Genomic DNA, 22615 nt, shown 5'->3' with positions numbered 1-22615 from the left:
TCGGGCGAATAGACCTTCATCACCATAATCGGTCACCCTCTCCCGACCCCCACCGGGGTCGGCGTCAGGGTGTCCACCACCCGGGGGGAGGTCCCCAGATCAGCGCTATCCATGGCCTGATCAGCACCCTCGGACTTGTCGGCCCGCTTGAACAACCTCATGCCGCGAAGTTGACCAGAGGCCACTTCCCCGGCCGCAGCCCCCTCGATCGCTGCTGCGCAGCGACGTTGCCGACCAGCAGCAGGTTGTGCGCCTGGTTGATCCGACCGCGGCCGCTGGAGGGTCGCCTACTTGTCCGTTCCACAGTCTTCGAGCGGCTTCGGGGCATCCAGTTCAGAGTTGCCCGCTCCTGGGATGGCAGACCACATGCCTGGCCTCGCGACGGATGAAGGCAACATCACAGCGGCTTGTCGAAGCCTGTGCGCACCTATTGGTCGCGGCGCAGGCGGCGACAGCGGCGCCCATGCTGCCGGGTGGAGGATACCGACGACGGGCTGCTGGGTCACAGGGCTACTCCGCGGAGTGGGTGAGCAGGTAGTCGATGGCCTCGGTGACGTCATCGACGGTGTGGTGCGGCGTCGCAAGACCGTCGGGCCACGGCCGACCGCGCACCCAGATCGCACGCAGGCCGGCCATGTATCCGCCGGCGATGTCGGATTCGGGGTTGTCGCCGGTCATCCAGTCACCGGGGGTGAGTTGGGTGCCGCACCGGGCTGCGGCAAGTTCGAACAATCTGGGGTCAGGTTTGCGGACGTCGATGTCGCCCGAGGCGGCGATGCCGTCGATCAGATGGGCAAGGCCGGTAGCTCTGACCTTGGCTCGCTGGATGTCGCTGGCCCCGTTGGTAGCGACGCCGATGCTCCAGCCTGCGTCCTTGAGGCGAGCGAGGCTGTCGAGGACGGCTGGACGGCAGGTGACGGCGGCTGCCATGCGGTCGACGTAGACGCGCCACAAATGGTCTGCGGACTCGTTGAGCTGGAACGTGGCGCGCAGTCGGTCGAAGTCTGTGCGGTCGGCACGGTCAGCGAGTTCGGTCAGCAGCCAGTGCTCGATCTCCGGGCCGTAGGCGTGATCGTGGCTGAGGTCCGCTATCGCGTCCGCGAAGGCGGCAGTGCGGTCGACCAGGGTGCCGTCCAGGTCGAAGAGAGCGAGGCGCATGCGCATGACCTTATCTGGGCGCATTCCAAGCTCATGATCTCGAGCCGATCTGCATTCGAGCGCCGTGCTCACATGTGGTCGCGGTAGGTTTCGTGCTTGTGGTGAAACGCTGCGGTGCCCGTGCCGCCGGGGCTCGTGATGACGCAGGCGGAGAGGTTCACCAACGGGGTCGCACACCCGGCACTTTCGTGCCGATCCAATTCGGCGTCGCGGTGATGTTCGTGTTGGCGCCGCTGACGATGGTGTACATGGCCTGGTCGATCGCGATGGGCTTGGTCTCCTTCGCATTCCAGGTGCAGGTGCGCGCGTTCAGGCCGGTCGTGGCGGTCCTGGGCGCGGTCAGAGGGCGAGGCAGGAGCAGCACCGCAAGGACGAACAGGACCGGCAGTGAGCCTGCCCGAGGGCTGGCCGGGCTTCGCCCAGTGAACGGCGCTCGCCCTTGCGGCCGGTATGCCGACGCAGCCGGTAGCACAGGCGGGCGGGCAGACCCGGCCGGAAGCACAGCAGCCCGGCCACCGAGAGCCGTCCCCGACTGCGGCCGGAGACCTTGACTCTCGGGGTGATGCCGCGTCGGCCCCAGGTGCGGCCCTTGGGCGGACGGCCGGTCACGCCCGCTTCGTCCTCGAAGCAGATGAACGCGCCGGTCGCCGCCCGGAGGGTTTTACCTCCTGCCAGGTCACCTCCCGCCAGGCAGTGATCGCGTCCTCGTCCCGTTCGGCGGCGGGCCGGGCGGGCACCTGCACGCTGAAGCCCATCCGGTGCAGCAGCCGGGTGACCCCGGAGACGCTGTAGGAGAGGTGGAACTTCCGCCCGATCAGCGTGCGTACCCGGGAGGCGGTCCACACCTGGTCGTCCACCCAGCCGTGCGCGGCCGGCCCCTCATCAAGCCATGTCGCGAGCTTGGCCTGCAGGTGGGGACCGAGCCGGCAGTCGTAGCCGGAGGGGCCCCTGGAACGCAGCGCCTCGCGTCCGCCCGTCCTCCAGGTACGGCGCCACTGGTAGACCGACTTCTCGCTCACCCGTAACTCCCGCGCGATGCACGGGACTTCCACGTCCTCCTCGAAGAGGTCAACGGCCCGCATCCGTACCTCTTCCCGGCGCCTGCGCTGCTCGGCGGTCAGCCCGCCCCCGTCCGGATACCGCATGCCTCCGGCGTACCAGCCCGGACAGACCACGTCACCAGTCGCGACACAAATCCAGACCCCGAAACGCCGAAATCAGTAACGGTAGTTCGTTAAATCCGGCGGTAGAGGTCGATGCCGTGTCCGGTGGTGACCGCGTCGATCAGGGCCTGGAGCTCGGAGGGTGGGTCCTTGTCCGTCCAGGCTCGCCACCATCGGGTGAGGGTGATGGCGGGGGTGAGCCAGGAACGGATGGCGCGTAAGGCCCTGGGCCAGCAGGGCTGTTGGGGCTGGTGGGGTAGGGAGGGGCCCCCTCTCTGGCCCCTCGTCGGGGCACGGGTCCGGCGCGGTGGCATCCAGCGGCCCCGGTGGGGCGAACCACTGGTCCCAGCAGAAGGAGAAGGCGCAGTTGACCAGGGTCTGGTGGCGACGGATGGCGCGGTCGGAGCGGACTTGGAAGTCGGCCCAGCCGAGTTCGTCCTTGATCTGTTTGTAGCTCTGCTCGATCCATGGCCGCAGGCCGTAGAGGCGGACGATCTCGGCGAGGTCGGCCGGGGGGTGCTGGCTGGTGGTGGTGTGGGGTGCCTCGGGGTGGGGCAGGTTGGTGGCCAGGTACCAGGTGGCCTTCTCCGGCAGGTCGGCTGGGTTGGTGGTGGCCACGACCAGGCGGCAGGGTGAGTCGGGGCCGTAGCCGCCCAGGCGGGCATCAGCGGCCCACCAGGTCTCGGTGTGCCCGTCGCGGAAGTGACGCTCCACGGGCGTCCAGTCGCCTGGACGCTTGGCATCGCGCCAGGTCAGGGCGTCTGCCGCCTCGATAGGGGTGTGCGGCTGGTCCGCCGGAGCCCAGGTGCCGCGGTGCGGCTTGAGGGCCACCACGTAGGCCAGGCCGGCCTCGCGTAGTGCGAGGTACCAGTCGTCGCTGACGGAGTAGGCGCAGTCGGCGACGACCGCCCGGCAGCTGAAGCCGGCCTCCTTCCCTCGGGCCGCGAGGGCTGCGGCCAGCTGCGGTTTGGTGCGGAAGGCCGGGTCGGAGCGGCCGCGGGTGAAGTGGTGGGCGGGGGTGTAGGGAGTCGTGTGCAGCGGGTAGTAGACGCGGCCGTCGGTCCACACCGTGGTCACCGTGACGATGCCGTTGTCCGTCTTGCCCAACCGGCCCAGCCACTGCCTGCCGACATGCGCGGTGGCTGTGCCGTCCTTGCGATCCCCGGAGTCGTCGATCACGATGACCCCGCCGTCGTGCGGAGCCGTCGCCCGCTGCTCGCGCAGCAGTTCAAGCCGCCGGTCGTTGACCTGCTCGACCTCCCAAGGGGACTCGGACAGGAAGAACTGCAGCCGCTGCACCCCTGGCATCCCCGCACCCGCCACCGGCTCCGCCCCTGCCAGGCAGGTGATCGTCTTGTTCCGCTCCCGTGGCGCCAGCAGCCCGGTCAGGTACTCGCGAAAACCCCGCCGCTGCGCCAGGCTGAAGAAGAGGTCGTCGAACCGGGCCGCGTACTCCTCCAACGGCCCCGGCGCAGGCGGACACGGACGGCGAGCGGTCATCTTCAGCCCCCAACAAGGCAATTGACTCCTTCCCACCGGCCTACGACCAACCCGACCTGCCGTCAACCCGCACCAACACCGGATTTAACGAACTACCGGTAACTACTGCGGGGTTCGAGTCAACGTCTCGGTTTGGTGTGGTAGTTGGGCTGTTGTGATGATTCCGGATGAAGTCCTGGCGGTGCTCGATACGAAGTTCGCGGCGATGCTGCCGCATCTGGATGAGCGACAGCGTCGTGGCTTCCGAGGCCGACGCGCTGGGGCATGGACTCGTCACCACAGCCACGTACTCCCAGAAGACGGGGGAGTTCTTGGACCAGCCGCCCTGGGTGCGGAGTTTCTCCGGCCGCTTGCCCTTCCGGCGGCCGACGAGGGCGAAAAGTGGCAAGACAACGCGACCGAGGGCATCGGCTTGTGACCACGGTGGTCATCCACTGCGGCGGTCGACGGGGAACCTTCCCGTCGGCCGCCGCGGGGTCGAAATCCAGGCTGTGCTGAAGTCGAACGGGCAGGTGATCGTCTGGCTCTCACCGGTCATCAGCCGGATCCTCCGGGCATAGGTACGACATTGGTGGCATCCACGGCGTGGCGAAGCCTCTTGGCGAGCTGCACGGCGTCGCCGACGGCCCAGATGTGGACGAAGAACAGGCGCGGTTCGTCGGTCAGGTTGTGGTGGTGCACCTCGACGAGTTCGACTCCGCCGCGCCGCAGCGCCACGAGGACGGGCTGGACCTCCTCCGCGATCATCACGAGGTCGCCGCTGATCGCGGCCCGGCCGTTACCGAGCGGCTGGAAGATGAGCGCGGTGGTGGAGCCCAGCCCCGGGGGCAGGATCACGTGGCCGTCGTTGACGGTCTCGCGGCGGACGAAGGTGTATTTGTAGATCTCGTCCTCGGCGGAGCCCTTGACGCCCATCGCGGCGTCCATGGCGGCGGTGTCCAGGTCGACGGGCAGCGAGGGGGCCGACGGCTCGGCGGGCGGGGTGGCGGTGCAGTCGAGCGCGGCACGCAGACCACGGGCGACGGCGACCGGGTCGTGGCCGTGGGCGTGCAGATGGATCCACCAGACTTCCGGCTTGTGGGCAAGCAGGTGCTTGTGGATGGCGGTCTGCTGGATCCCGTGCTCCTGCAGGGCGTCGATGAAGCGCTGCAGTTCGTGCTCGGTGACCACGGCGTCGCCCATCAGCAGCGTGCTGCCGTCGGCGTACCGGACGAAGGACATGTGCGTGCCCAAGGCGAGCGCTGGGCGGATCCGGATGCCTCGGGAGAACACCATGAGGTCCCGGCGCAGCAGGCCCGTGTGGTACATGAACCGCCTTATGTCGCCGGGTCCACCGAGGGCGTTGCCCACGTCCGCCCAGTCCGCCAGCTTGGTCATCACCGGCTTGACCAGCGCACGGTTCCTCGGTCCGGCGGACAGGGCGTGGGCGGCGGCCGGGGCCCCGGTGAGCAAGGGAGCCAGAGCGGCCGCGGCCAGCACACGGCGCCGGGACGCTGCGAGATTGGAGTGGGTGTCCTGCTGTAGGTCGTCAGCCATGTCGTATGCCTCCTGGCGCGATGGAAGCACGCGAGGACGCTCGGACCGGTGATCTGCACCGCCACGTGCGGCCAGGTGGGCTACAGGGGCCTCCTACCGCATGTACAGCTCCTCCACCTGAGCCGCGAAGTCCCCCATGATCGCCTCCCGCCGTAGCTTCGGGGGAGACCGTAGGGACGCTGCTTCGCTGGTGGGCCGGTAACCCGGCGGAGGAGGATCTGTCTGAGCAGATCTACGTAGAGTCCGCCTGGGAGTGGGTCGAGAGGCTTCCCCGGAACCACGAAGGACGGCGGGCCGCGATCCACTGGAGGGACCGGTACCTGAAGCTGGTCACAGATATGGACAAGGCCCGGGAGTTCACACCGAGAGCCCCTCGCGTGGCCATCGCCGCCCCGCCTGAACAGCACCGGGTCAGGGACGAACTGAAGCGGCTGGTCAGCGCGACCGGTCTTGACGACGAACTGTGGCGCGTCTTCGGCAAGCTGACCTTCCGGGTCGAGAGTTACCTGGAGGGCAAAGCACTTCCATCAGCCGAGATGTGCTGGACGATCGTGGAGCACTGCCTAACGCTTCAGTTGTAGTTCGGTGATCAGGTTCGCCGGGTAGTTCCCGGTCATGGACGACTGGTCCGGTGATGTTGCACAAGTCGCTGAGTGGGATGACCTACAGGGAGAAGACGCGCCGCGCGTTCCCGATCAGGAACAACTCCCGGGCTTCGTCGTCGAGTTCGAGTGCGTCCAGGTGCTCAAGGGCCTGAGCTGGGGTGATCATGGGGTAGTTGGTGCCGAAGAGGACCTTGTGGCGGCCGCGGCCGCGTAGGTAGGCGACGAGTTCGGTGGGGTAGCGGCGGGCGGTGTAGGCGCTGGTGTCGATGTAGACGTTGGTGTGCTTGTCGGCGACCGCGATCATCTCCATGGTCCACGGGTAGCCGATGTGCCCGCAGACGATGGTCAGTTCGGGGAAGTCGAGGGCCACCTGGTCGATGTAGAGGATGGGTCGGCCGGTCTCCGACGGGCGCAGCGGGCCGGTGTGCCCCACCTGGGTGCAGAACGGGATGCCGAGTTCCACGCAGGCCGTGTAGAGCGGGTAGTACAGCCGGTCGGTGGGCGGCAGCTCCCACAGCCACGGCACCATCCGCAGCGCCACGAACCCCAGTTCCTCCACGGCCCGCCGCAGTTCGCGCACGGCTTCCACAGGGCGGCGCAGATCGGCGCCCGCCACTCCGCGCAGCCGGCCGTCCGACCGGGCCACGAAGTCGGCGACCTCATCGTTGCTGATCAGCGGCCCCTGCGGGCCGTACCAGGCGGCGGACAGGCCGATCTCCACGTCGGCGGCCTTGAGGGCGGCGACCGTCGTCTCCACCGGGAGGGGTTCGTCGAGCAGACCGCGGCCGGTCCACCGGCGTAGGGAGTCGAACATCTCGTGGTTGGAGTGGCGCACCGTCGGGTGCTGCAGCCAGGCGTCGATGACGGGCACGCGTGCCACCTCTTCCTTCCGGTTCCTTGCGGGAGCGCCAGGGCGAGGCCCGGAACGTCTGTCTAAGCGCTTGCTTACGCGACCCTAGGGGGTCATCCGTGCCCCGGCAAGCCCTGTGTCCCGCAACTACTGCGACGTGCAGTCCGGCAAGGGCGTCACCGTGAACTCCTCCGGACAGTTCACCGCGACCCTCGGCGCCAACACCGCGGTCGCCCTGCACGTGGGTGCCAAGACCTGCGGGAGCGGCACGACCGAACCGGACCCCGCCACCGGTGCCTCCTTCAACGTCAACGCCACCACCGTGTGGGGCGAGAACATCTATGTCACCGGGAACAAGGACCAGTTGGGCAACTGGAACACCGGGAACGCCCTGAAACTGGACCCCGCCGCGTACCCGGTCTGGAAGCTCGACGTGTCCCTGCCCGCCGGCACCTCCTTCGAGTACAAGTACATCCTCAAGGACGCCGACGGCAACGTCACCTGGGAGAGCGGCGCCAACCGCACCGCGACCGTCCCCTCCTCAGGCCTTGTCACCCTGAACGACACCTGGCGCAGCTGAGCTGCCCGCCAGTCCCTCGTACGACCCGCAGCCCGGCGTCCCCCGCCTCCCCGGGGACGCCGGGCCCCGGTACGACCGGCTGCCGCGCGCGCGTTACCCTCGTACGCGGAACTGCCCGACACGGGGTGCCCCCACCGAGGGGCTGAGATCACACCCGTTGAACCTGAACCAGTTAGCACTGGCGGAGGGATGTCGTTCGATGACGCTGCCCCATGCTTCTTCCGGCCCTGTGGCCGCCTTCGACGGGCGGATGCCGAGTGCGCCGGGGGACTGGCGGATCGAGGCGCGGGGGATCGCGCCGGTCCCGGAGAGCCATCGGTATGGCGGTCCGGGACGCCTGTTCACCGTGTGGTTCGCGCCGAACCTGACCATGACCGGAGTCTTCACCGGCACCGTCGGCGTCGCGCTCGGCCTTGACTTCGCGACCGCGCTGGCCGCCGTCGTCCTCGGCACGGTGATCGGGGCGATACCCACCGCGTACCTCGGCACCTGGGGAAGCAGGACCGGAGCCGGCCAACTGCCACTCGCCCGCCTCGCGTTCGGCCGGGCTGTGGTACTGCCGGGCGTGCTCCAGTGGCTGTCGTCCATCGCGTGGGACGCGCTCATCGGCCTGTTCGGCGGGGACGCGCTCGCCCGGCTGTGCGGCTGGCCGTTCTGGCTCGGCGTTCTGGTCATGATGGCTGCCCAGGGCGCACTCGGCGTCCTCGGCTACGAGGCGATCCACCGCCTTCAGAAGACGATGACCGCGGTGCTGGCCCTGGCCTTCGCCGCGCTGGCCTGGCGCCTGGCCGACACCGGAGCGGGCGGCCTCGCGCACGGCAGCGTCCACGGCGCCGACCGGGCCGGCGTATTTGTCCTGACCGGCACGATCGCGTTGAGCCTCGCGCTGTCCTGGGCGCCGTACGCCAGTGACTTCAGCCGCTACCTGCCGCGCGAGACGTCGCCGGTGCGGATGTTCTGGTGCACGCTGCTCGGGGTCGTCGTCTCGTTCACGGCCGTGCAGACGCTCGGGCTGTGGGGCGCCGCCGTCTTCACCGACCAGACCGCACACGGCGTCGACACCCTGCTCGGCGGCGGGGCGCCCGGCGCCCTCGGCCTGTTGGCCGTCGCGCTCGCCGCGCTGTGCAGCAACGCCATGAACGACTACAGCGGCTCGCTCGCGCTGCAGACCGTCGGTGTCCGCATCCCCCGCCCCCTCGCCGCCGCGCTGGCCGCCCTCGCCGGGTTTCCGCTGGTGCTGTGGATGCACGCCGCGGACACCGCGACCCGCTTCCAGAACGTGCTGCTGTTCGTCGGCTACTGGATCCCCGGCTTCGTCGCGATCGTCGTCGTGGACTGGCTCGCGCGCCGCCGTGAGCGCTCCGGCCGCCCCGTCGACCTGGCCGCGGAGCCGCCACGGCCCGCCTGGCCGGCCGTGTCCGCGTTCGCGCTGTCGTTCGCCGCCGCCGTCCCGTTCATGGACACCGGTCTGTACGTCGGCCCTCTCGCCGCCGCACTGCACGGCGCCGACCTCGCCTACTACGTCGCCTTCCTGGCCGCGGCGCTCGTCTACGGCCCGGTGCGGCTGCGCCGCCGACCGGTCCGCGGCTGAGCCCGTACATTCCGCCCCTCTTCCGTCTTGGAGCCGTCCCGTGCCGCACACCCTCGAACCGCTCACCCCCGCCTACACCGGGTACGCCCTGGACCGCGTACGGGAGTCCGCCCCGCTCGTGCAGTGCCTGACCAACTCGGTCGTCACGAACTTCACCGCCAACGTGCTTCTCGCCCTGGGCGCCGCGCCCGCCATGGTCGACATCCCCGAGGAGGCCGGGGCGTTCGCCCCGGTGGCCTCCGGTGTCCTCGTCAACCTGGGCACCCCGCACGCCGAACAGCGCACGGCCATGGTGGAGGCGGCCGAGGCAGCGGGTGCGTCCGGTACCCCGTGGGTCCTCGACCCGGTCGCCGTCGGGGCGCTGCCCGTACGGACCGCGCTGGCCCGGCGCCTGCTCGCCCTGCGTCCCGCCGTCGTCCGGGGCAACGCCTCCGAGATCCTGGCCCTGGCCGGGGACGGCGCGGGCGGACGCGGAGTCGACGCGGCGCACGGTGTGGAGGCCGCCGCCGGAGCTGCCGACGTGCTGGCCCGGGCCACCGGCGGCGTCGTCGCCGTGTCGGGCCCCGTCGACCTGGTCACCGACGGCACCCGGCGCGTACGGGTCACCGGCGGCGACGCGCTGCTGACCCGGGTGACCGGCGGCGGCTGCGCCCTCGGCGCCGTCCTCGCCGCGTTCGCCGCCGTGGACGGGGACCGCCTGGCCACGACCACGGCGGGCGTCGCCGCCTACAACGCGGCCGCTGAGCGGGCCGCCGCGCACGCGGCAGGACCCGGCGGCTTCGCCGTCGCCTTCCTCGACGCGCTGGCCGCCCTCACCCCGGGCGAACTGGCGGCCCGCAAGGACCTCTCGTGAGTATCGGCAACTCCTCGGCGGGGCCTGTCGACCTGTCCGTATACCTGGTCACCGACGCCGCCCAGTGCGTGGCGGCCGGGCGCAGCGTCGCCGAGACCGTGAGCGCGGCGGTCGCGGGCGGCGTCACCGCCGTGCAGATCCGGGAGAAGCACGCCGACGGCAGCGCGTTCCTGCGTACCGTCCTGGAGGTCGCAGCCCTCCTGCCCGCGTCCGTCGCCCTGATCGTCAACGACCGCGTCGACGTGTTCCTCGCCGCACGGGCGGCCGGTGCCTGCGTCACCGGCGTCCACATCGGGCAGTCGGATCTGCCGCCCGCCGCCGTACGTGGCCTCGTCGGGGACTCGGCGGTCATCGGGCTGAGCGCCGCCACCCCGGCCCAGCTGCACGCCGCCGCGCGGGACGCGGACGCCCGCGTCGACCACGTCGGCATCGGTGCCCTGCACGCCACCCGCACCAAGGCCGACGCCCCGCTGTCCCTGGGCCTGGACGGCTTTGCCCGCCTGGCCGCGCTCAGCCCCCTGCCCGCCGTGGCGATCGGCGGGGTCACCCCCGCCGACCTGCCGCACCTGAGGGCGGCGGGCGCGGCCGGGGCCGCCGTCGTCTCCGGTATCTGCGCCGCCCCCGACCCGCGCGCGGCAGCCGCGGCCCACGCCCGCGCCTGGGCCGCCGTCACGCCCTACGAGGAGAGCCGTTCATGACCAGCCACGTACCGCCGCCGCGCGTGCTGACCATCGCCGGATCCGACTCCGGCGGCGGCGCCGGCATCCAGGCCGACCTCAAGACGATGCTCGCGCTCGGCGCGCACGGCATGAGCGTGGTCACCGCCGTCACCGCGCAGAACTCCCTTGGTGTGCAAGGCGCTTGGGAGCTTCCGGCCGAGGCGGTGCGGGCCCAGTACCGCAGTGTGGTCGACGACATCGGCGTACAGGCGGTCAAGACGGGGATGCTCGCCTCGCCCGCACTCGTCGAGACCGTCGCCGCCCTGCTCGCCGACGCACCCGCCCCCCTCGTGGTCGACCCGGTGAGCGTCTCCAAACACGGTGACGTGCTGCTGGCCGCCGAGGCCGTGGACACCGTCCGCACCGCACTGCTGCCACTCGCCACCGTCATCACCCCGAACCTCGACGAGGTCGCCCAGCTCACCGGCGTCCCCGTGAGCGACGAGAAGGGCCAACGGGCCGCGGCCGAGCGGCTGTTGGCGTACGGTCCGCGCTGGGTGCTGGTCAAGGGCGGCCACCTGCCCGGCGAGGCCGTGGACCTGCTGACCGACGGAACCGAGGAGCACTGGCTGCGCGCCCCGCGCCTGGACAACCGGCACACCCACGGCACCGGTTGCACCCTCGCCTCCGCGATCGCCGTCGGCCTCGCCCAGGGCCAGCCAGTGCCCGAGGCGGTCCGCCGCGCCAAGGAGTACGTCACCGGCGCGATCGCCGCCGGGTTCGCGCTGGGCGCGGGGATCGGGCCGGTGCGTCATGGGTTGTGTGTGCCGGTGGTGTGACGCCTGCCCGGGGTGGTGTGTGCCGGTGGTGTGACGGACGCCCGCCGGAGCGGCGCGGCAGGCGTCCGTCACACCCGCGCTGTCAGACGCCGACCGGCTCCACAGCGCCGCGCGGAGGGGCGGGCAGCCGGAACTCCGCGCCGGCCAGCTCCTCGTACAGCCGCACCGTGCTCATCTCGCCCGCGACGTCGCCGTGCCGGGCCTTGGCGCGGCGGTAGATCTACTCGACCAGGGCCGACAGTTCCGTGGAGATGCCCAGGTCGCGGCCGAGGTCGACGGCGGGCCCGAGGTCCTTGCAGGCCAGCGCCATCCCGAACGAGTCGTCTTAGTCGCCGCCCTGGAGCACGGACAGGACGTCGTGCTCCAGGAAGTTCGACGCGGCCGGACTCGCGAGCAGCGCGTCGCGCAGCACCCCGAGGCCGACGCCCGCCTTGACGCCCATCGCCAGCACCTCGGAGGAGGCGACGAGGTGGCTGAACCAGAGCGGGGAGCCGGTTCTCCCACCGGCGGCGTTGGGGCCCTGGCTGGTGTCCCGGCGCCGCCGGCGGTGACGCTGCCCAAGGGCGGCGGTGCGGTGCGGGGGATCGGGGAAAAGTTCGCGGCCAACCCGGCCACCGGCACCGGGTCGCTGACGATTCCTCTCCCGGCAAGCTCGGGGCGTTCGGGCTTCGGCCCGCAGCTGGCCTTATCGTACGACTCCGGTGCTGCGCACGGGCTGTTTGGTCTGGGCTGGAGTCTGGGTCTGTCCTCTCCAGCGCCGAGGATCTGGTACCCACCGTGGAAACGGACGGTCGGCCGGAGAAGCGTCCGCGGACCGTTCAGGGCATCGGCTACGAAATGGTCCGCTACCGGCCGCGGATCGAGGGCCTGTACGCGCGAATCGAACGCTGGACCGCGAAGCACTCCGGTGAGGTGCACTGGCGGTCCATCAGCTGGGACAACATCACCACCGTCTACGGCCGGGACACCAACTCCCGCATCGCTGACCCGGCCGATCCTGTGGGCCGGGTGTTCAGCTGGCTGATCTGTGAGTCGTTCGACGCCAAGGGCAACGCGACCGTCTACCACTATGCGGAGGAGGACGACACCGGCGTCGATCTCTCCGCCGCGCACGAACGTCACCGGCCCTCCGCCAGCCGCACCACGAACCGGTACCTGAAGGCGATCCGGTACGGCAACAAGGTCAGCCGCCTCGCCGATCCGCCACCGGAGCGGGACCCGGAGGACGGGTGGCACGTCGAGCTGGTCTTCGACTACGGCGACCATGCCCCCTTGCCCCCGCCGGACGAGGATCCCCCGCCCGGCTACCAGTGGCCGACGGCGAAGCCCACGCCCGGCCGTGGGTGGCACTGCCGCCAAGATGCGTTCTCCAGCCACCGGTCCGGCTTCGAGGTACGCACCTACCGCCTGTGCCAACGGATCTTGATGTTTCACCACTTCCCGGGCGACCCGGACGTGGGCCAGGACTGCCTGGTGCGTTCGATGACCTTGCCCTACCGCGACATCCGGGGCGTGGCCGACGACCGCTCGCGCGGCCATCCGGCGGGCGCGGTGCTGGCCTCGGTCACCGCGGCCGTGACCGGCGCCGTTCCCGCGGGAGAGGTCCGCCTCGTCTCGCTGACCTGCCCCGAACTCATCCGGCTCCTCCGGGCCTTCGTCCTCACACCACCCGTCCGAGAAACGGAGCACGTCCTGCACTGGATGCCCCTGACGCCGCCACCATCAAGCCGTCGCGCAAGCCTGCCACCAGCGCCGACACACCCTCGGACGTGGTGAGCCGACGCCTGCAGCGCGGAGTGCTCAGGGCCCCGCCTCAGTGGTTCTCCTCGCCCTTCCCGTTCCGCTCCTGCGGAAGCGGGCGGGCACCCGGGCACGTGCGAGGTAGGCCGTGGCACCGACCCACAGGCGCACGTCCCGGACCCGGCGGGCGAGCGCGGCGGCCCGCCTGAACTGGCCGACGGCCTCGTCGCGGCGCCCCTGCGCGTCCCGGATCAGGGCGAGCTGGCGGCGCGCGCGGCCCTCGCGGTGCACGTCCCCGACCCCCTCGAAGATCCGGATCGCGCGCTCGAGGGCGCCGGCGGCCTCGTCCGACATGCGGCCGGCCTTCCCCAGGGCGCGGGCGAACGCGGTGAGCGCGACCGCCTCGGCGTAGTACTCCCCGGCCGCCTGGAACAGCTGCACCACGCGGTAGTGGGCGTGCAGGGCGTCCCCATAACGCCCCTCACGCTGCATCGCGAGCCCGAGCCGGTTCAGCTCCACGGGCCCGGTGGGCCAATCGGCGCGGACGACCGGTATGAGGGGTGGGAGATGCTCCGCGTCGAAGAACTGGAACAACAACTGTGTGTGGACGACGGCGCTGAAGACGCTGTCCACCCGGCTGTCGTCCCCGAGTTCGGGCAGCTTCTCCCAGGTGCTCTCCCACTGGTCGCCGAAGACCGCGGCCTCCAGGATGGTGCCCGCGTGCTCGCCGATCCACCGGTGCTCGAACTCCGCGGCCTCCATCAGGTGAATCACCTTGCCGTCGGCGGTCCGCAGGAACCGCGGCGGGCAGAGGAACCGCTCGGCCCACAGCCCCGCGTCGCAGACCCACTGGCTCGGCTGGTCCTGGAAGTTGGCCCGGGCGGCCCAGGACAGCTGGATGAGCGACTGCGACCGCCCGGTCATCGAGCGCAGCGGCCCGTCCTCCTCGAACGCGGCCCGTGCCGCCTTGTACATGTTCATGCTGTGCGCGTCGCCGAGGGCCCGGTGGCAGGCGGTCAGCCATTCTCGCATCGCCCGGTTCTCCTCGCGCGACCCCCAGGTCTCGGCCGGCGGGAGCGGGATCCGGCCCTCTCGGATGCCTTCGACGACGGCCTGGAAGCGGTGCGCGACCGAGAGGGTCGCCAGGGTGCCGCCGATGGACACCTCGCCGTCGAGCTCCTGCTGCACAGGCACCTGCATGGCGGCAAAGGTCAGCGTCGTCATGAGGACGTAGTCCGTGGTGTCGCCGCCGCTCAGGAAGGTGCCCAGGCCTGCGCCCGGGCTGCCGACCGCCTCCAGGGCGTACTCCAGGGCCGCCGTGTACAGCGGGCCGGGCCGGCGCTGCGTGGGCCGGCTGTAGTAGTTTCCGGACGACCACGTGAAGCGCAGGTGCGTCGCGCTCAGCTCGACTGCGACGGCGTACGCCTCCATCACGGCCCGCGCCGACAGCCGCCGCTGCCGCCCGCCGGACAGCTGGACGAGGGGCAGGGCGGGCCCCGGATCGGGTACGTCACGGGTGTCGGCGAGCGCGTCGAGCAGCCGCCGGTACCGCTCGATGATCGGCCGGAAGTCCTCGGCGGTGTCGGCGTGGAGCGCCCAGAACGCGTCGTGCGGGCCGGCGTCTGTGACCTGCGTGAGCGGCCCGCGCATGCCGAAGCCGAACAGGCACGCCCGGAGCCGGTTGACCTGGTCCCAGGCCGCACGGGCGGCCCCGTCGGCGGGGTCCTCCCCTGCGGGCCCCGGGGACTCGGACAGCACGGGGACGGCCAGAAAATCGTCCGCCATCAGCTTCCGGTGGATGACGCTGTACGTCAGGACGTACACGTAGTCCGAGACGACGCCGTACAGGTCGGCGAGCCCGGACGCGGCGAACGACATGAAGTGCGCGTGCTCGTGCCGGAAGCTGAGGACCTTGCTCCGGTCCCCCTCGACGACGTCCCAGGGGCTGAGGGCTCCCCACTGCCGCCGGGAGATGTCGTCCGCGTAGGCCTGCCGCCATTCCTCCAGCGTGCTGTCGAGGGTCAGCGACATGGTGTGGAAGTCGAAGGCGGCGGCCACGTCAGGCTCCTGGGGTGCCTGGGGTGCCGTCCTCCGGGGCCTGGCGGCCCTCGGGCCCATCCGGCTCCTCCGGCGCCGCCTTCGCCGCCCGGGTGAGGATGATCGCCAGCGCCACCGCGCTGGACACGGCGGTCACCGGCACGCCGAACGTCGAGACGAGCAGCTCAGCGAGGCCCGCGACGGTCGTCCCCACGGCCCACGTCCGCAGCTGGCCGCCGTCCCCGTTGCTGCGGGCCTCCCGGAGGACGGCCCGCCAGTAACGGCGCGCCCAGCCCCGGTCGAAGAGCTCGAACCCGGCGTCCTGCGCCATGTGCGGATGCGCCGACATGAGCGCTTCCGTCAACTCGTAGCTGGCCGCGGCCAGCTCGGCCAGCTCCTCGTCCGACAGCTTCGCGTACCGCACGGCCAGTTCCCCGGCCGTGTACGGCTCCGTTCCCGCCCCCATCGCACCCTCCCCGAATGGATTCTCGGGAGCACTATCCCCCCAACGTCGCCTCCATGCCCCGACTTCAGGGAACCTCACCGCGACTCCGGGCATTCGCGTGCGCCGTCGCGGCACTCAGGCGCTCGGCGGCGGTCGCGACCCGGACCCCGCCGAGCTCGCAGTCCCACTCGCGCCCTACAGATGGCGACGAAGCTCCATCGCCGCCGGGCGTCTCAGGCAACGCGCGTTCGAGTTCATCAGCCCAAGCCACCTGTGAGAGATGCCGCTGCCGTGCCTATGCATTCGCGGTGATTCAGTGAAGGAATAAATGAGGAGCGCGTTCGAATTCACGAACACTCCATCTTCTTCACGGAATGTCTTGTGCGGATTGGGGTGGAGAGGCCCGTTCTCACAGTCGGGTAGAGGCCGAATATGAGGCAATGAAACGGGCGATTAACTGACGCGTATTGGTCGGGACTCCTCGTACCGCTCCACTCCTGGGCACTGCCTTTCACACACAGCGTCTGGAGGGGGCATGTCCTTGTTCGCCAGGGCGTCCTGGCCGGGAGACCATCGCGACGAGATCGTGGCCGGTGCCCTGGTCGCCGCGGTGATCGTCGTGCTCGGATACGCGTCCGGCATTGGCGCACCCGCACCCACGACCTTCAACACAGCAGCACCGCCAGCAGCCCCGGCTCCGTCGGACTCCGTCGCCCCGTCACAGGGGATGGCGTCCGGGGATCCCGGCAATCCTGGCGGTGATATGGCCGCCGGTTCATCTGGGAATTCCTGGGCCGGAGGCGGCGGCGCCGGAATTCCTATCGCAAGCGACACGTCGTCCGCCGACGGGGGCAGCGGCCAGGAGGCGGACAGCGGAGATGGAGGCCAGATGCCGATGCCCGGGCCCTCCGCTTCGGCATCGGATTCCCCCTCACCGCAGCCTTCTTCCACCCCCTCTCCAACGCCGTCGGACGGCTGCCGGAAGGGCGAGGTACACGTGGTGCAGCCGCTGCTGAGCGGCGCGCTCACGTCCGTGACCGGCTTGCTGGACGGCCTGCTTGGGTCGGACGCGCCCGAAGTCACGGCCTCCCCGACGCCGTCTCCCTCCTCGTCGCCGTCGGGCGTCGACCTCTCGTCGCTGTGCGTCGGCGTTGCACTGTCACCCTCGGTATTGCCGGAGGTGCTGCGGTGAGACATCGTGCTGCGCGCCTATGGGCCACCGCGCTGGCCGCTGTTGTGGCTCTGCTGCTGTTCGCTCCAGCCGCTTCGGCTCACACCGAACTGGAGTCGTCCTCACCCAAGGACGGCACCCGGATCACCCACACGCCCGCCGCGGTACGGCTGACCTTCAGCGAATCTGTCGACCTGCCGGAGGTCCGTGTCACCGCAGGTGGCGGGCAGCAGCTCCCTGTGTCTCGTCCGGACCACGGCGATCGTCGGGGAAATGTTGTCGAGGTCTCCGTTCCGAGGATGGTCGGTCAGGACCGGCTCGCCTTGGTGTGGCGGGTGCGAGACATGGAGGACGGTCATCCGACCTCCGGAACGCTCTCCTTTGCTCTCACCGCGAAGACGAAGGACGCCTCCGCCTCCGATGCCGCCGTCGTACCCACGCCTTCTGACAGCGTGCGCACGGTTTGGGCGGCTGCGCGCTGGGCCGGATACCTCGCCCTCGCCCTGTACGTCGGTGGCCTCGTCTTCCTCGCACTTCTCTGGCCGCAGGGCACCCAGGACCGGCGTACCCGCCGCATCCTCACGCTTGCCTGGGCAGGTGGGCTCGCGGCAAGCCTGGTCACACCGGGACTGCAGGGCGCGTACGGGGCCATGGGCGCCCTCGGCGACGCGTTCCACCTGGCCACGTACCGGGACCTGCTGGGCACGCAGGTCGGCATCGTGTCCGCCTGCCGGGTGCTGATGTGGGTGCTCGCCGCGATCGTGCTCGCTGCGCTGCTGCAGGGAAGTGAACGGGCCGCGCGCTCGCCGGGCTGGCGGGTCGGCGCCCTCGCCGTCACGCTCGGGCTGCTTCGTACGACCGGCATGGCCGGCCACGACGCCGAAGGCACGCATCCCGGTTGGGGCGCCGTGGCCGACCTGGTACACCTGCTCGGTGTGTCCGTGTGGCTGGGCGGTCTGACCCTGCTGCTCCTCGGGGTACTGCCCAGGCGCCGCCCGGAAGAACTGTCGGCCGCCGTGTCCGGCTACTCCGCCCTCGCCGGTGTCTCCGTCGGGGCGATCGCGGTGGCCGGCGCGGTGCTGGCCTGGCAGGTCGTCGGCTCCTTCGAGGCCCTGTTCCACACCGGGTACGGCCGTCTGCTGCTGCTCAAGCTCGCCGTCCTGGCCGCGGTGTTGCTCATCGCCCAGGGCAGCCGGAGTTGGGTGCGCACCCGGCTCGACATCGCGGTCCTGTTGCGCGGCGACCGCGCCACCGTACGGCCCTTCGTCTACTCGGTCGCAGCCGAGACGGGGCTCGTCCTCGTCGTTCTCGCCGCGACGAGTCTGCTGGTCACGTCCGCTCCCGGCCGCTGACCGGCCCTTCCTGCCCCACCCCCCTCTCATCTGACAAGGAGAGACACCCGATCATGCGTACCGACGACACCACCGCACCCCCGCCCCGTCACCGGCGCTCCCGGGCCGGCAACCGGGTACTGCTGGCCACCGGCGTGGGCGCCGGCATCACGGCCGCCGCCTGTCTGGGCCTCCTCCAGGCATCCAGCGGCGCCGTCGCTCCGGCGACAGCCGCCCCCGTCGCTGAGACCCACTCCATGGCCCAACCGGCCGCGGCGCAGGCCAAGGCGGCCGACCACACCATCAAAATCACGAACTACAAGTTCGCCCAGCAAGCCCTGACCATCAAGGTCGGCCAGACGGTGAAGTGGATCAACGAGGACTCCGCTCCGCACACGGTCACCACCACCAGCGGCCCGGCGAAGTTCGACTCCGGCACCCTGAGCAAGGGCGACAGCTGGTCGTACACGTTCACCAAGCCGGGCACGTACAAGTACTACTGCGCCGTCCACCCCGACATGACCGCCTCCATCACCGTCGTCGCCGACAGCGGCGGCGGCACCGGCGGCTCGACCGGCGGTTCCGGTGGTTCGACCGGCGGCTCCACGGGCGGTTCGACCGGAGGCTCCGCTGGTGGGTCCACAGGGGGCGCCACGGGCGGCTCCACCGGGGGCAGCACGGGCGGATCGAGTTCCGGCGGCTCCGGCGACGGCTCGACCGGCGGCAGCAGCGGCTCGGGTGGTACGAGCGGAGGCAGCGGCGACGGCGGCAGCGAGCAGTGCGTCAGCATCCAGCAGGTTCTGCTGCCGATCCTCCAGCACATCGGCAAGGCCCACTTGGAGGAGTCCCCGGGCCAGCAGGTCCAGGACGCGCTCAGCCTCGACAGCTACATCAAGATGCACACCGTTTGGGTGGAGTCCATCCTCACCCCGGCCGTGAACGGCGCCGGCTCCGTCGGCGACGGCACCCTCACGGTGCTTCTCCAGCACGTCAACTCCGCGCACCTGGAGGAGTCCCTGGGCCAGCAGGTCTCGGACATCCTCAACCCTGACGCCTACGTGAAGATGCACACCGTCTGGGCCGAGCACATGCTCGCCCCCACCGAGGACTACCTCACCAACTCCTGCTGACACCGGGGCGATGAAACGTGGCGGGCCGGCCGAGTCGCAGTCGGCCGGCCCGCCACCACCGTCATTGTCCCCGATCCGGCAGGCGCCCGCCACGAGCCCGAGGTACCCCCATGACCACCGAACTCCCGGCCACACAACCGCTGCCGGTGCACGCGTCGTCCACCGCGACAGCGCCTGAGCAGCCAGACCATGACTGGCTCCCCCGCCCCGGCGCGTACGCAGCTGCCGCCGACCACTGCATCACCGAACTCACCTATCGCATCGGCCCGCTGGTCACCCTGCGCCGACGCGCCGACGTCGAGGAAGTGGGACTGACCGTCGCCCCCGACCCCGCCCACTGTGTCCTGAGCCTCGCACTGAACGGCGATGCGCTCGGCGGCGAGCTGCTCACTTTTGTCAGTACGGCGATCGAACCGGTGGCGGGCGGGACGCGGCTGCGCGTGCCCGGGTCCGTCGGCACCGGCGACGCCTCGCTCGAACCACTTCCCGCCACGCTGCTGCTGCGCGTCGTCGAGCGCACCGGCGCCAGCCTGCTCGTCGTCGGCACCGCGCGCGTCCCCTACGGCCCGCTGCACCGCACGACCGGTTTCGCCCTGTCCCGGACACGCCCCGCACGCCACCTCGGCCTGCTCGTCGCCGCGGAGTTCACATGCACCTCTTGACCACCCGCTTCCAGCCCGGCCACGCCGTACGCCTGCTGCTGGCAGCCTTGCTCCTCGCCAGCACCTTCACCTTCCTCGCCCCTTGCCCCGCGCACGCTGCCACCTCGTACCGCGTCGTGATGTCCAACTACGCCTTCAGCCCGCGCAGCCTGACCATCACAGCCGGCGACACCGTCACCTGGGTTAACCAGGACCAGGCCCCCCACGACGTGAAGACCACCTCCGGTCCGGAGTCGATCCACTCCCCGCTGCTGAGCAAGGGCGGCTCGTGGAGCCACACCTTCACCACGCCCGGCTCCTACGGCTACGTCTGCACCGTGCACCCAGGCATGTCCGCGCAGCTCGTCGTCAAGGCCGCCGCACCCACTCCCACCACGCACCCGACCGTCCAGCAGCACGCCGGTTCCACCCCCTCAGCCGCACAGCCCGCCCAGTCCGCTCCCGCGGTTGGCCCCACCGCGCACGCCGGCCATAGCGCGTCAGCCGCCCCGCCCGCGCCGGGCAGTCCATCTGCCTCAGCCGCAGTGGCAGCCGCCGCGGCAGCACCCACCCAGCAGGCGGCCGCACCGGCCGACAGCACCACGTCCGCAGCCCGCCCGCTCGACCCGCTACTCCTCCTCGCCGGGATCGTCGCCGGGGTCGCCGTCCTCTGCCTGCTCCTGGTCGGTTCCCGCTCGGCTGCCGCCGGCGCACGCCGCGACACCGCCTCGCCGAGCTGACGTACCAGTGGCCGCTCACTCTCTGCGTGCAGGCGGCATCAGTGACGACCGTCCACAGCGACACCCGGGGTAACTCCGGGCGGGTAGCGGTTCATCCGTCGGGGTTGATCCGTCAGAGACAGGCCCATGCACGCATCGCTCGCGACCACTGGATGTGAGCCCGTTCTGCTGGTCGTCCGACGTGCGAGGTCACTGCTGTTCCGGAAGGATCGGTACGGGCGGCAGACGCCCTGCTGAAGCGCCGGTTTGTCCCGCCGGCCGGTGAGCCGATGCCCCGTTGAGGCCGGCCGTTACAGTAACCCTGTTTCGGCGCCCGTACCGGAGTTTTCCCATGGCCAAGCGCAACAGGACAGGACCCCCTGGTCGGCATGCTGGTGAGCCTGGTAGGTCTCGACGGCCTCGTGCAGTCGCGACGGCCACGGCATCCGCGGCGGCGGCGGGGCGGGACGGCCGTTGAAGACGGCGCTGTTCGCGGCGCGTTGGTGGGCCTGGCGGGCGGCGGGTGAATCGTCGGCGCGCCGCTGGAGGCCGGGCACGGCCTCCAGGCGCAGCGCGAGTGAGATGATCGGCGTGGCGTGGCGGGTGGCCCACGCATACTCGGTGCGCCGGTCGCGGCGTGCGCGGGCGACTTCGACACGCTCGGCCTGGGTGAGATCGTCCTGGGCGATGTCGTCGAGGTCGTCGCGCAGCTGCAGGAAGCGTCGCTCGGCGGCTTGACGGCTTTTGAGTTCCAGGGCGACGCCGATCCGGGTCCAGGTGACCTTCAGGGCGCGGGCCGCACTGATGAGCCGACGCTCATCCAGCAGGAGCTTGTCGCGCAGCGTACGTATGACCAACAGGGCGGCCAGCACGCTGGTCTCGTCGATGTCCGCCTCCCGGTAGCGGGCGAGCTCCACCACGCGGTCGTACTTCGCGGCGACGCTCGCAAGGTCGCGGTCGGCGACGGAGAACACTCTGGTGATCCGGGCAAGCTCGCCCGCCCACTCGCCCGGATCATGCTCGGGCGGTGTGTGTAAATGCTGCCAGGCCGCCTCACGGCTGACTTCTTCACTTGGCCTGCACTTCGTCGTCTGAATGACGACACTTTTCGTCGTCCGACTGACGACGTTTTTCCGAGACTCCAAAGTCCCACCCCATTTCAATTCGGCAGAAGGGTCAGAGATTTTCTTCCGGGCCAGCCTGCGCCGCCTGCTGGCGGGCCGCCGCGCGGCGCCTCCGGACGGAGCGCATCAGGGCGCCGGCCGCAGCCCCGGTCGCCAACACCAGCAGCCCAGCGAGGTACTCCGGCCCCGCCTCCCGTAAAATGTCGCTCATCATCGCAGGTCAAAGCGCATTCGGGCAGTCCCGATGCGCGGTCCCCCCTCTTCAGGACGTCTCGGGCGGCATGACACCGCCGCACGGCTACGGCCGAGCCGCACCCCCACGGCTCCCGGACAAGGCTGCTCGCCCCCTGCACGCCAAACGGCCGGGGAACAGCGCGACGGCGGCCTTGCCTTGGCCATTGATATGGGGGATGCCGGGTATCTCGTCACACGCCCTCCTACGGCAGCTGGAAGCCGCCTGCCTCGCGGCCGACGAACTCACAGAGGCGGTCGAGGCGACTTTTCTCCAACACCGGGACGCTGAGGTGATCTTGAGCTTCCCTGGCCTGGGGGTCCAGCTCGGTGCCCGGGTACTCGCCGAGATCGGAGACGACCGTCAGCGGTTCGCCGACGCCCGCGGCATGAAGGCATATGCGGGATCAGCCCCCGTCACCCGCGCATCCGGGAAGAAACTCCATGTCGGACGCCGCATGGTCAAGAATGACCGGCTCAACCACGCCGGCTACCTGTGGGCCTTCTCCGCCCTACGGTCCTCACCCGGAGCAGACGCCCACTACCGTCGCCGACGCGAGCGAGGAGACTGGCACGCAGCTGCCCAGCGGCACCTGTTCAACCGCATGATCGGGCAGCCGCTCCTACTGCGCCGCTGGCTATCCGAACGGCGCCGCAACCCCGCCCGGCTCACCACACAGCAGATCAACGCCCTGGAGGCACTGGACATGCG

General features: G+C 70.6%; 19 protein-coding genes, 3 pseudogenes and 1 riboswitch. Of the genes and pseudogenes, 13 read left to right on the top strand and 9 right to left on the bottom strand.

Translation table 11 applies throughout. The annotated features are described in order from the left end of the window. Window positions 1-510 precede the first annotated feature (510 nt). The 5 genes from ACFY16_RS42300 to ACFY16_RS42280 form a co-directional block, all read right to left on the bottom strand. Window positions 511-1158 (bottom strand): HAD family hydrolase, encoded by a 648-nt coding sequence (locus ACFY16_RS42300; RefSeq protein WP_390652556.1) that lies wholly within the window; start codon window positions 1156-1158, stop codon window positions 511-513. A 157-nt stretch (window positions 1159-1315) separates the two neighbouring features. Then, complete coding sequence (locus ACFY16_RS42295; protein ID WP_390652555.1) at window positions 1316-1522, bottom strand: hypothetical protein; 207 nt, start codon at window positions 1520-1522, stop codon at window positions 1316-1318. A 241-nt stretch (window positions 1523-1763) separates the two neighbouring features. Next, entirely contained in the window at window positions 1764-2303 is a 540-nt protein-coding gene (locus ACFY16_RS42290) for a winged helix-turn-helix domain-containing protein (protein WP_390652554.1), read from the bottom strand. 72 nt (window positions 2304-2375) lie between these two features. Further along, a complete protein-coding gene (locus ACFY16_RS42285) occupies window positions 2376-3782 on the bottom strand; it encodes an IS701 family transposase (RefSeq protein ID WP_390652553.1) in 1407 nt (468 codons plus the stop codon). A 576-nt stretch (window positions 3783-4358) separates the two neighbouring features. After that, window positions 4359-5357: a DUF1259 domain-containing protein gene (locus ACFY16_RS42280; RefSeq protein WP_390652552.1), complete on the bottom strand. Its 999-nt coding sequence runs from the start codon at window positions 5355-5357 to the stop codon at window positions 4359-4361. 377 nt (window positions 5358-5734) lie between these two features. On the opposite strand from ACFY16_RS42280, the gene ACFY16_RS42275 reads away from it, so the two are divergent. Next, window positions 5735-5938 carry a hypothetical protein gene (locus tag ACFY16_RS42275; RefSeq protein ID WP_390652551.1) on the top strand — a complete coding sequence of 68 codons (204 nt, stop codon included), beginning with the start codon at window positions 5735-5737 and terminating at the stop codon, window positions 5936-5938. 82 nt (window positions 5939-6020) lie between these two features. On the opposite strand, the gene ACFY16_RS42270 is transcribed toward ACFY16_RS42275, so the two are convergent. Further along, window positions 6021-6833, bottom strand: coding sequence for an amidohydrolase family protein (locus ACFY16_RS42270; protein ID WP_390652550.1), 813 nt, complete (start codon window positions 6831-6833; stop codon window positions 6021-6023). A gap of 124 nt (window positions 6834-6957) precedes the next feature. Here ACFY16_RS42270 and ACFY16_RS42265 point away from each other — a divergent pair. The 6 genes and pseudogenes from ACFY16_RS42265 to ACFY16_RS42240 all read left to right on the top strand — a co-directional run. Continuing rightward, window positions 6958-7392, top strand: a pseudogene (locus ACFY16_RS42265) (carbohydrate-binding module family 20 domain-containing protein); the annotation flags it as partial. A gap of 111 nt (window positions 7393-7503) precedes the next feature. Next, window positions 7504-7599: riboswitch (TPP riboswitch) on the top strand. Beyond that, a complete protein-coding gene (locus tag ACFY16_RS42260) occupies window positions 7592-8983 on the top strand; it encodes a purine-cytosine permease family protein (RefSeq protein WP_390652549.1) in 1392 nt (463 codons plus the stop codon). It overlaps the preceding riboswitch by 8 nt. Before the next feature lie 40 nt (window positions 8984-9023). Continuing rightward, window positions 9024-9836 carry a hydroxyethylthiazole kinase gene (gene thiM / locus ACFY16_RS42255; RefSeq protein ID WP_390652548.1) on the top strand — a complete coding sequence of 271 codons (813 nt, stop codon included), beginning with the start codon at window positions 9024-9026 and terminating at the stop codon, window positions 9834-9836. Then, complete coding sequence (gene thiE / locus ACFY16_RS42250) at window positions 9833-10534, top strand: thiamine phosphate synthase (protein WP_390652547.1); 702 nt, start codon at window positions 9833-9835, stop codon at window positions 10532-10534. Before thiM ends, thiE begins: the two co-directional genes overlap by 4 nt. Beyond that, complete coding sequence (thiD, locus tag ACFY16_RS42245) at window positions 10531-11334, top strand: bifunctional hydroxymethylpyrimidine kinase/phosphomethylpyrimidine kinase (RefSeq protein WP_390652546.1); 804 nt, start codon at window positions 10531-10533, stop codon at window positions 11332-11334. The genes thiE and thiD overlap by 4 nt, the downstream gene beginning before the upstream one ends. A 469-nt stretch (window positions 11335-11803) precedes the next feature. Further along, window positions 11804-13110, top strand: a pseudogene (locus ACFY16_RS42240) (SpvB/TcaC N-terminal domain-containing protein). A gap of 24 nt (window positions 13111-13134) precedes the next feature. On the opposite strand, the gene ACFY16_RS42235 reads toward ACFY16_RS42240, so the two are convergent. Both ACFY16_RS42235 and ACFY16_RS42230 read right to left on the bottom strand, forming a co-directional pair. Continuing rightward, entirely contained in the window at window positions 13135-15132 is a 1998-nt protein-coding gene (locus tag ACFY16_RS42235; protein WP_390652545.1) for a tetratricopeptide repeat protein, read from the bottom strand. 1 nt (window position 15133) lies between these two features. Further along, a complete protein-coding gene (locus tag ACFY16_RS42230) occupies window positions 15134-15577 on the bottom strand; it encodes a hypothetical protein (protein WP_390652544.1) in 444 nt (147 codons plus the stop codon). A gap of 979 nt (window positions 15578-16556) precedes the next feature. On the opposite strand from ACFY16_RS42230, the gene ACFY16_RS42225 reads away from it, so the two are divergent. The 5 genes from ACFY16_RS42225 to ACFY16_RS42205 all read left to right on the top strand — a co-directional run bounded on the left by ACFY16_RS42225 (window position 16557) and on the right by ACFY16_RS42205 (window position 20569). Beyond that, the gene (locus ACFY16_RS42225) at window positions 16557-16748 is read left to right on the top strand and encodes a hypothetical protein (RefSeq protein ID WP_390652543.1); all 192 of its coding nucleotides are present in this window, start codon (window positions 16557-16559) and stop codon (window positions 16746-16748) included. Further along, window positions 16745-18079 carry a copper resistance CopC/CopD family protein gene (locus ACFY16_RS42220; protein ID WP_390652542.1) on the top strand — a complete coding sequence of 445 codons (1335 nt, stop codon included), beginning with the start codon at window positions 16745-16747 and terminating at the stop codon, window positions 18077-18079. The genes ACFY16_RS42225 and ACFY16_RS42220 overlap by 4 nt, the downstream gene beginning before the upstream one ends. Before the next feature lie 53 nt (window positions 18080-18132). Continuing rightward, on the top strand, window positions 18133-19188 hold the full coding sequence (locus ACFY16_RS42215) for a plastocyanin/azurin family copper-binding protein (protein WP_390652541.1): 1056 nt from the start codon (window positions 18133-18135) through the stop codon (window positions 19186-19188). A gap of 110 nt (window positions 19189-19298) precedes the next feature. Continuing rightward, window positions 19299-19850 (top strand): hypothetical protein, encoded by a 552-nt coding sequence (locus tag ACFY16_RS42210; RefSeq protein WP_390652540.1) that lies wholly within the window; start codon window positions 19299-19301, stop codon window positions 19848-19850. Beyond that, window positions 19838-20569 carry a plastocyanin/azurin family copper-binding protein gene (locus ACFY16_RS42205; protein ID WP_390652539.1) on the top strand — a complete coding sequence of 244 codons (732 nt, stop codon included), beginning with the start codon at window positions 19838-19840 and terminating at the stop codon, window positions 20567-20569. Before ACFY16_RS42210 ends, ACFY16_RS42205 begins: the two co-directional genes overlap by 13 nt. Window positions 20570-20859: 290 nt before the next feature. Here the strand turns inward: ACFY16_RS42205 and ACFY16_RS42200 are convergent, their stop codons facing one another. Then, window positions 20860-21693, bottom strand: a complete 834-nt coding sequence (locus ACFY16_RS42200; protein WP_390652538.1) for a hypothetical protein — start codon at window positions 21691-21693, stop codon at window positions 20860-20862. Window positions 21694-22103: 410 nt separating this feature from the next. On the opposite strand from ACFY16_RS42200, the pseudogene ACFY16_RS42195 reads away from it, so the two are divergent. Continuing rightward, a pseudogene (locus ACFY16_RS42195) lies at window positions 22104-22520 on the top strand (transposase); the annotation flags it as partial. Window positions 22521-22615 lie beyond the last annotated feature (95 nt).

Origin of the sequence: Streptomyces sp. NPDC001315, from assembly GCF_042896175.1 — a bacterium.
Classification (GTDB): Bacteria; Actinomycetota; Actinomycetes; order Streptomycetales; family Streptomycetaceae; genus Streptomyces.
This window is presented reverse-complemented; position numbering and strand designations above follow the sequence as displayed.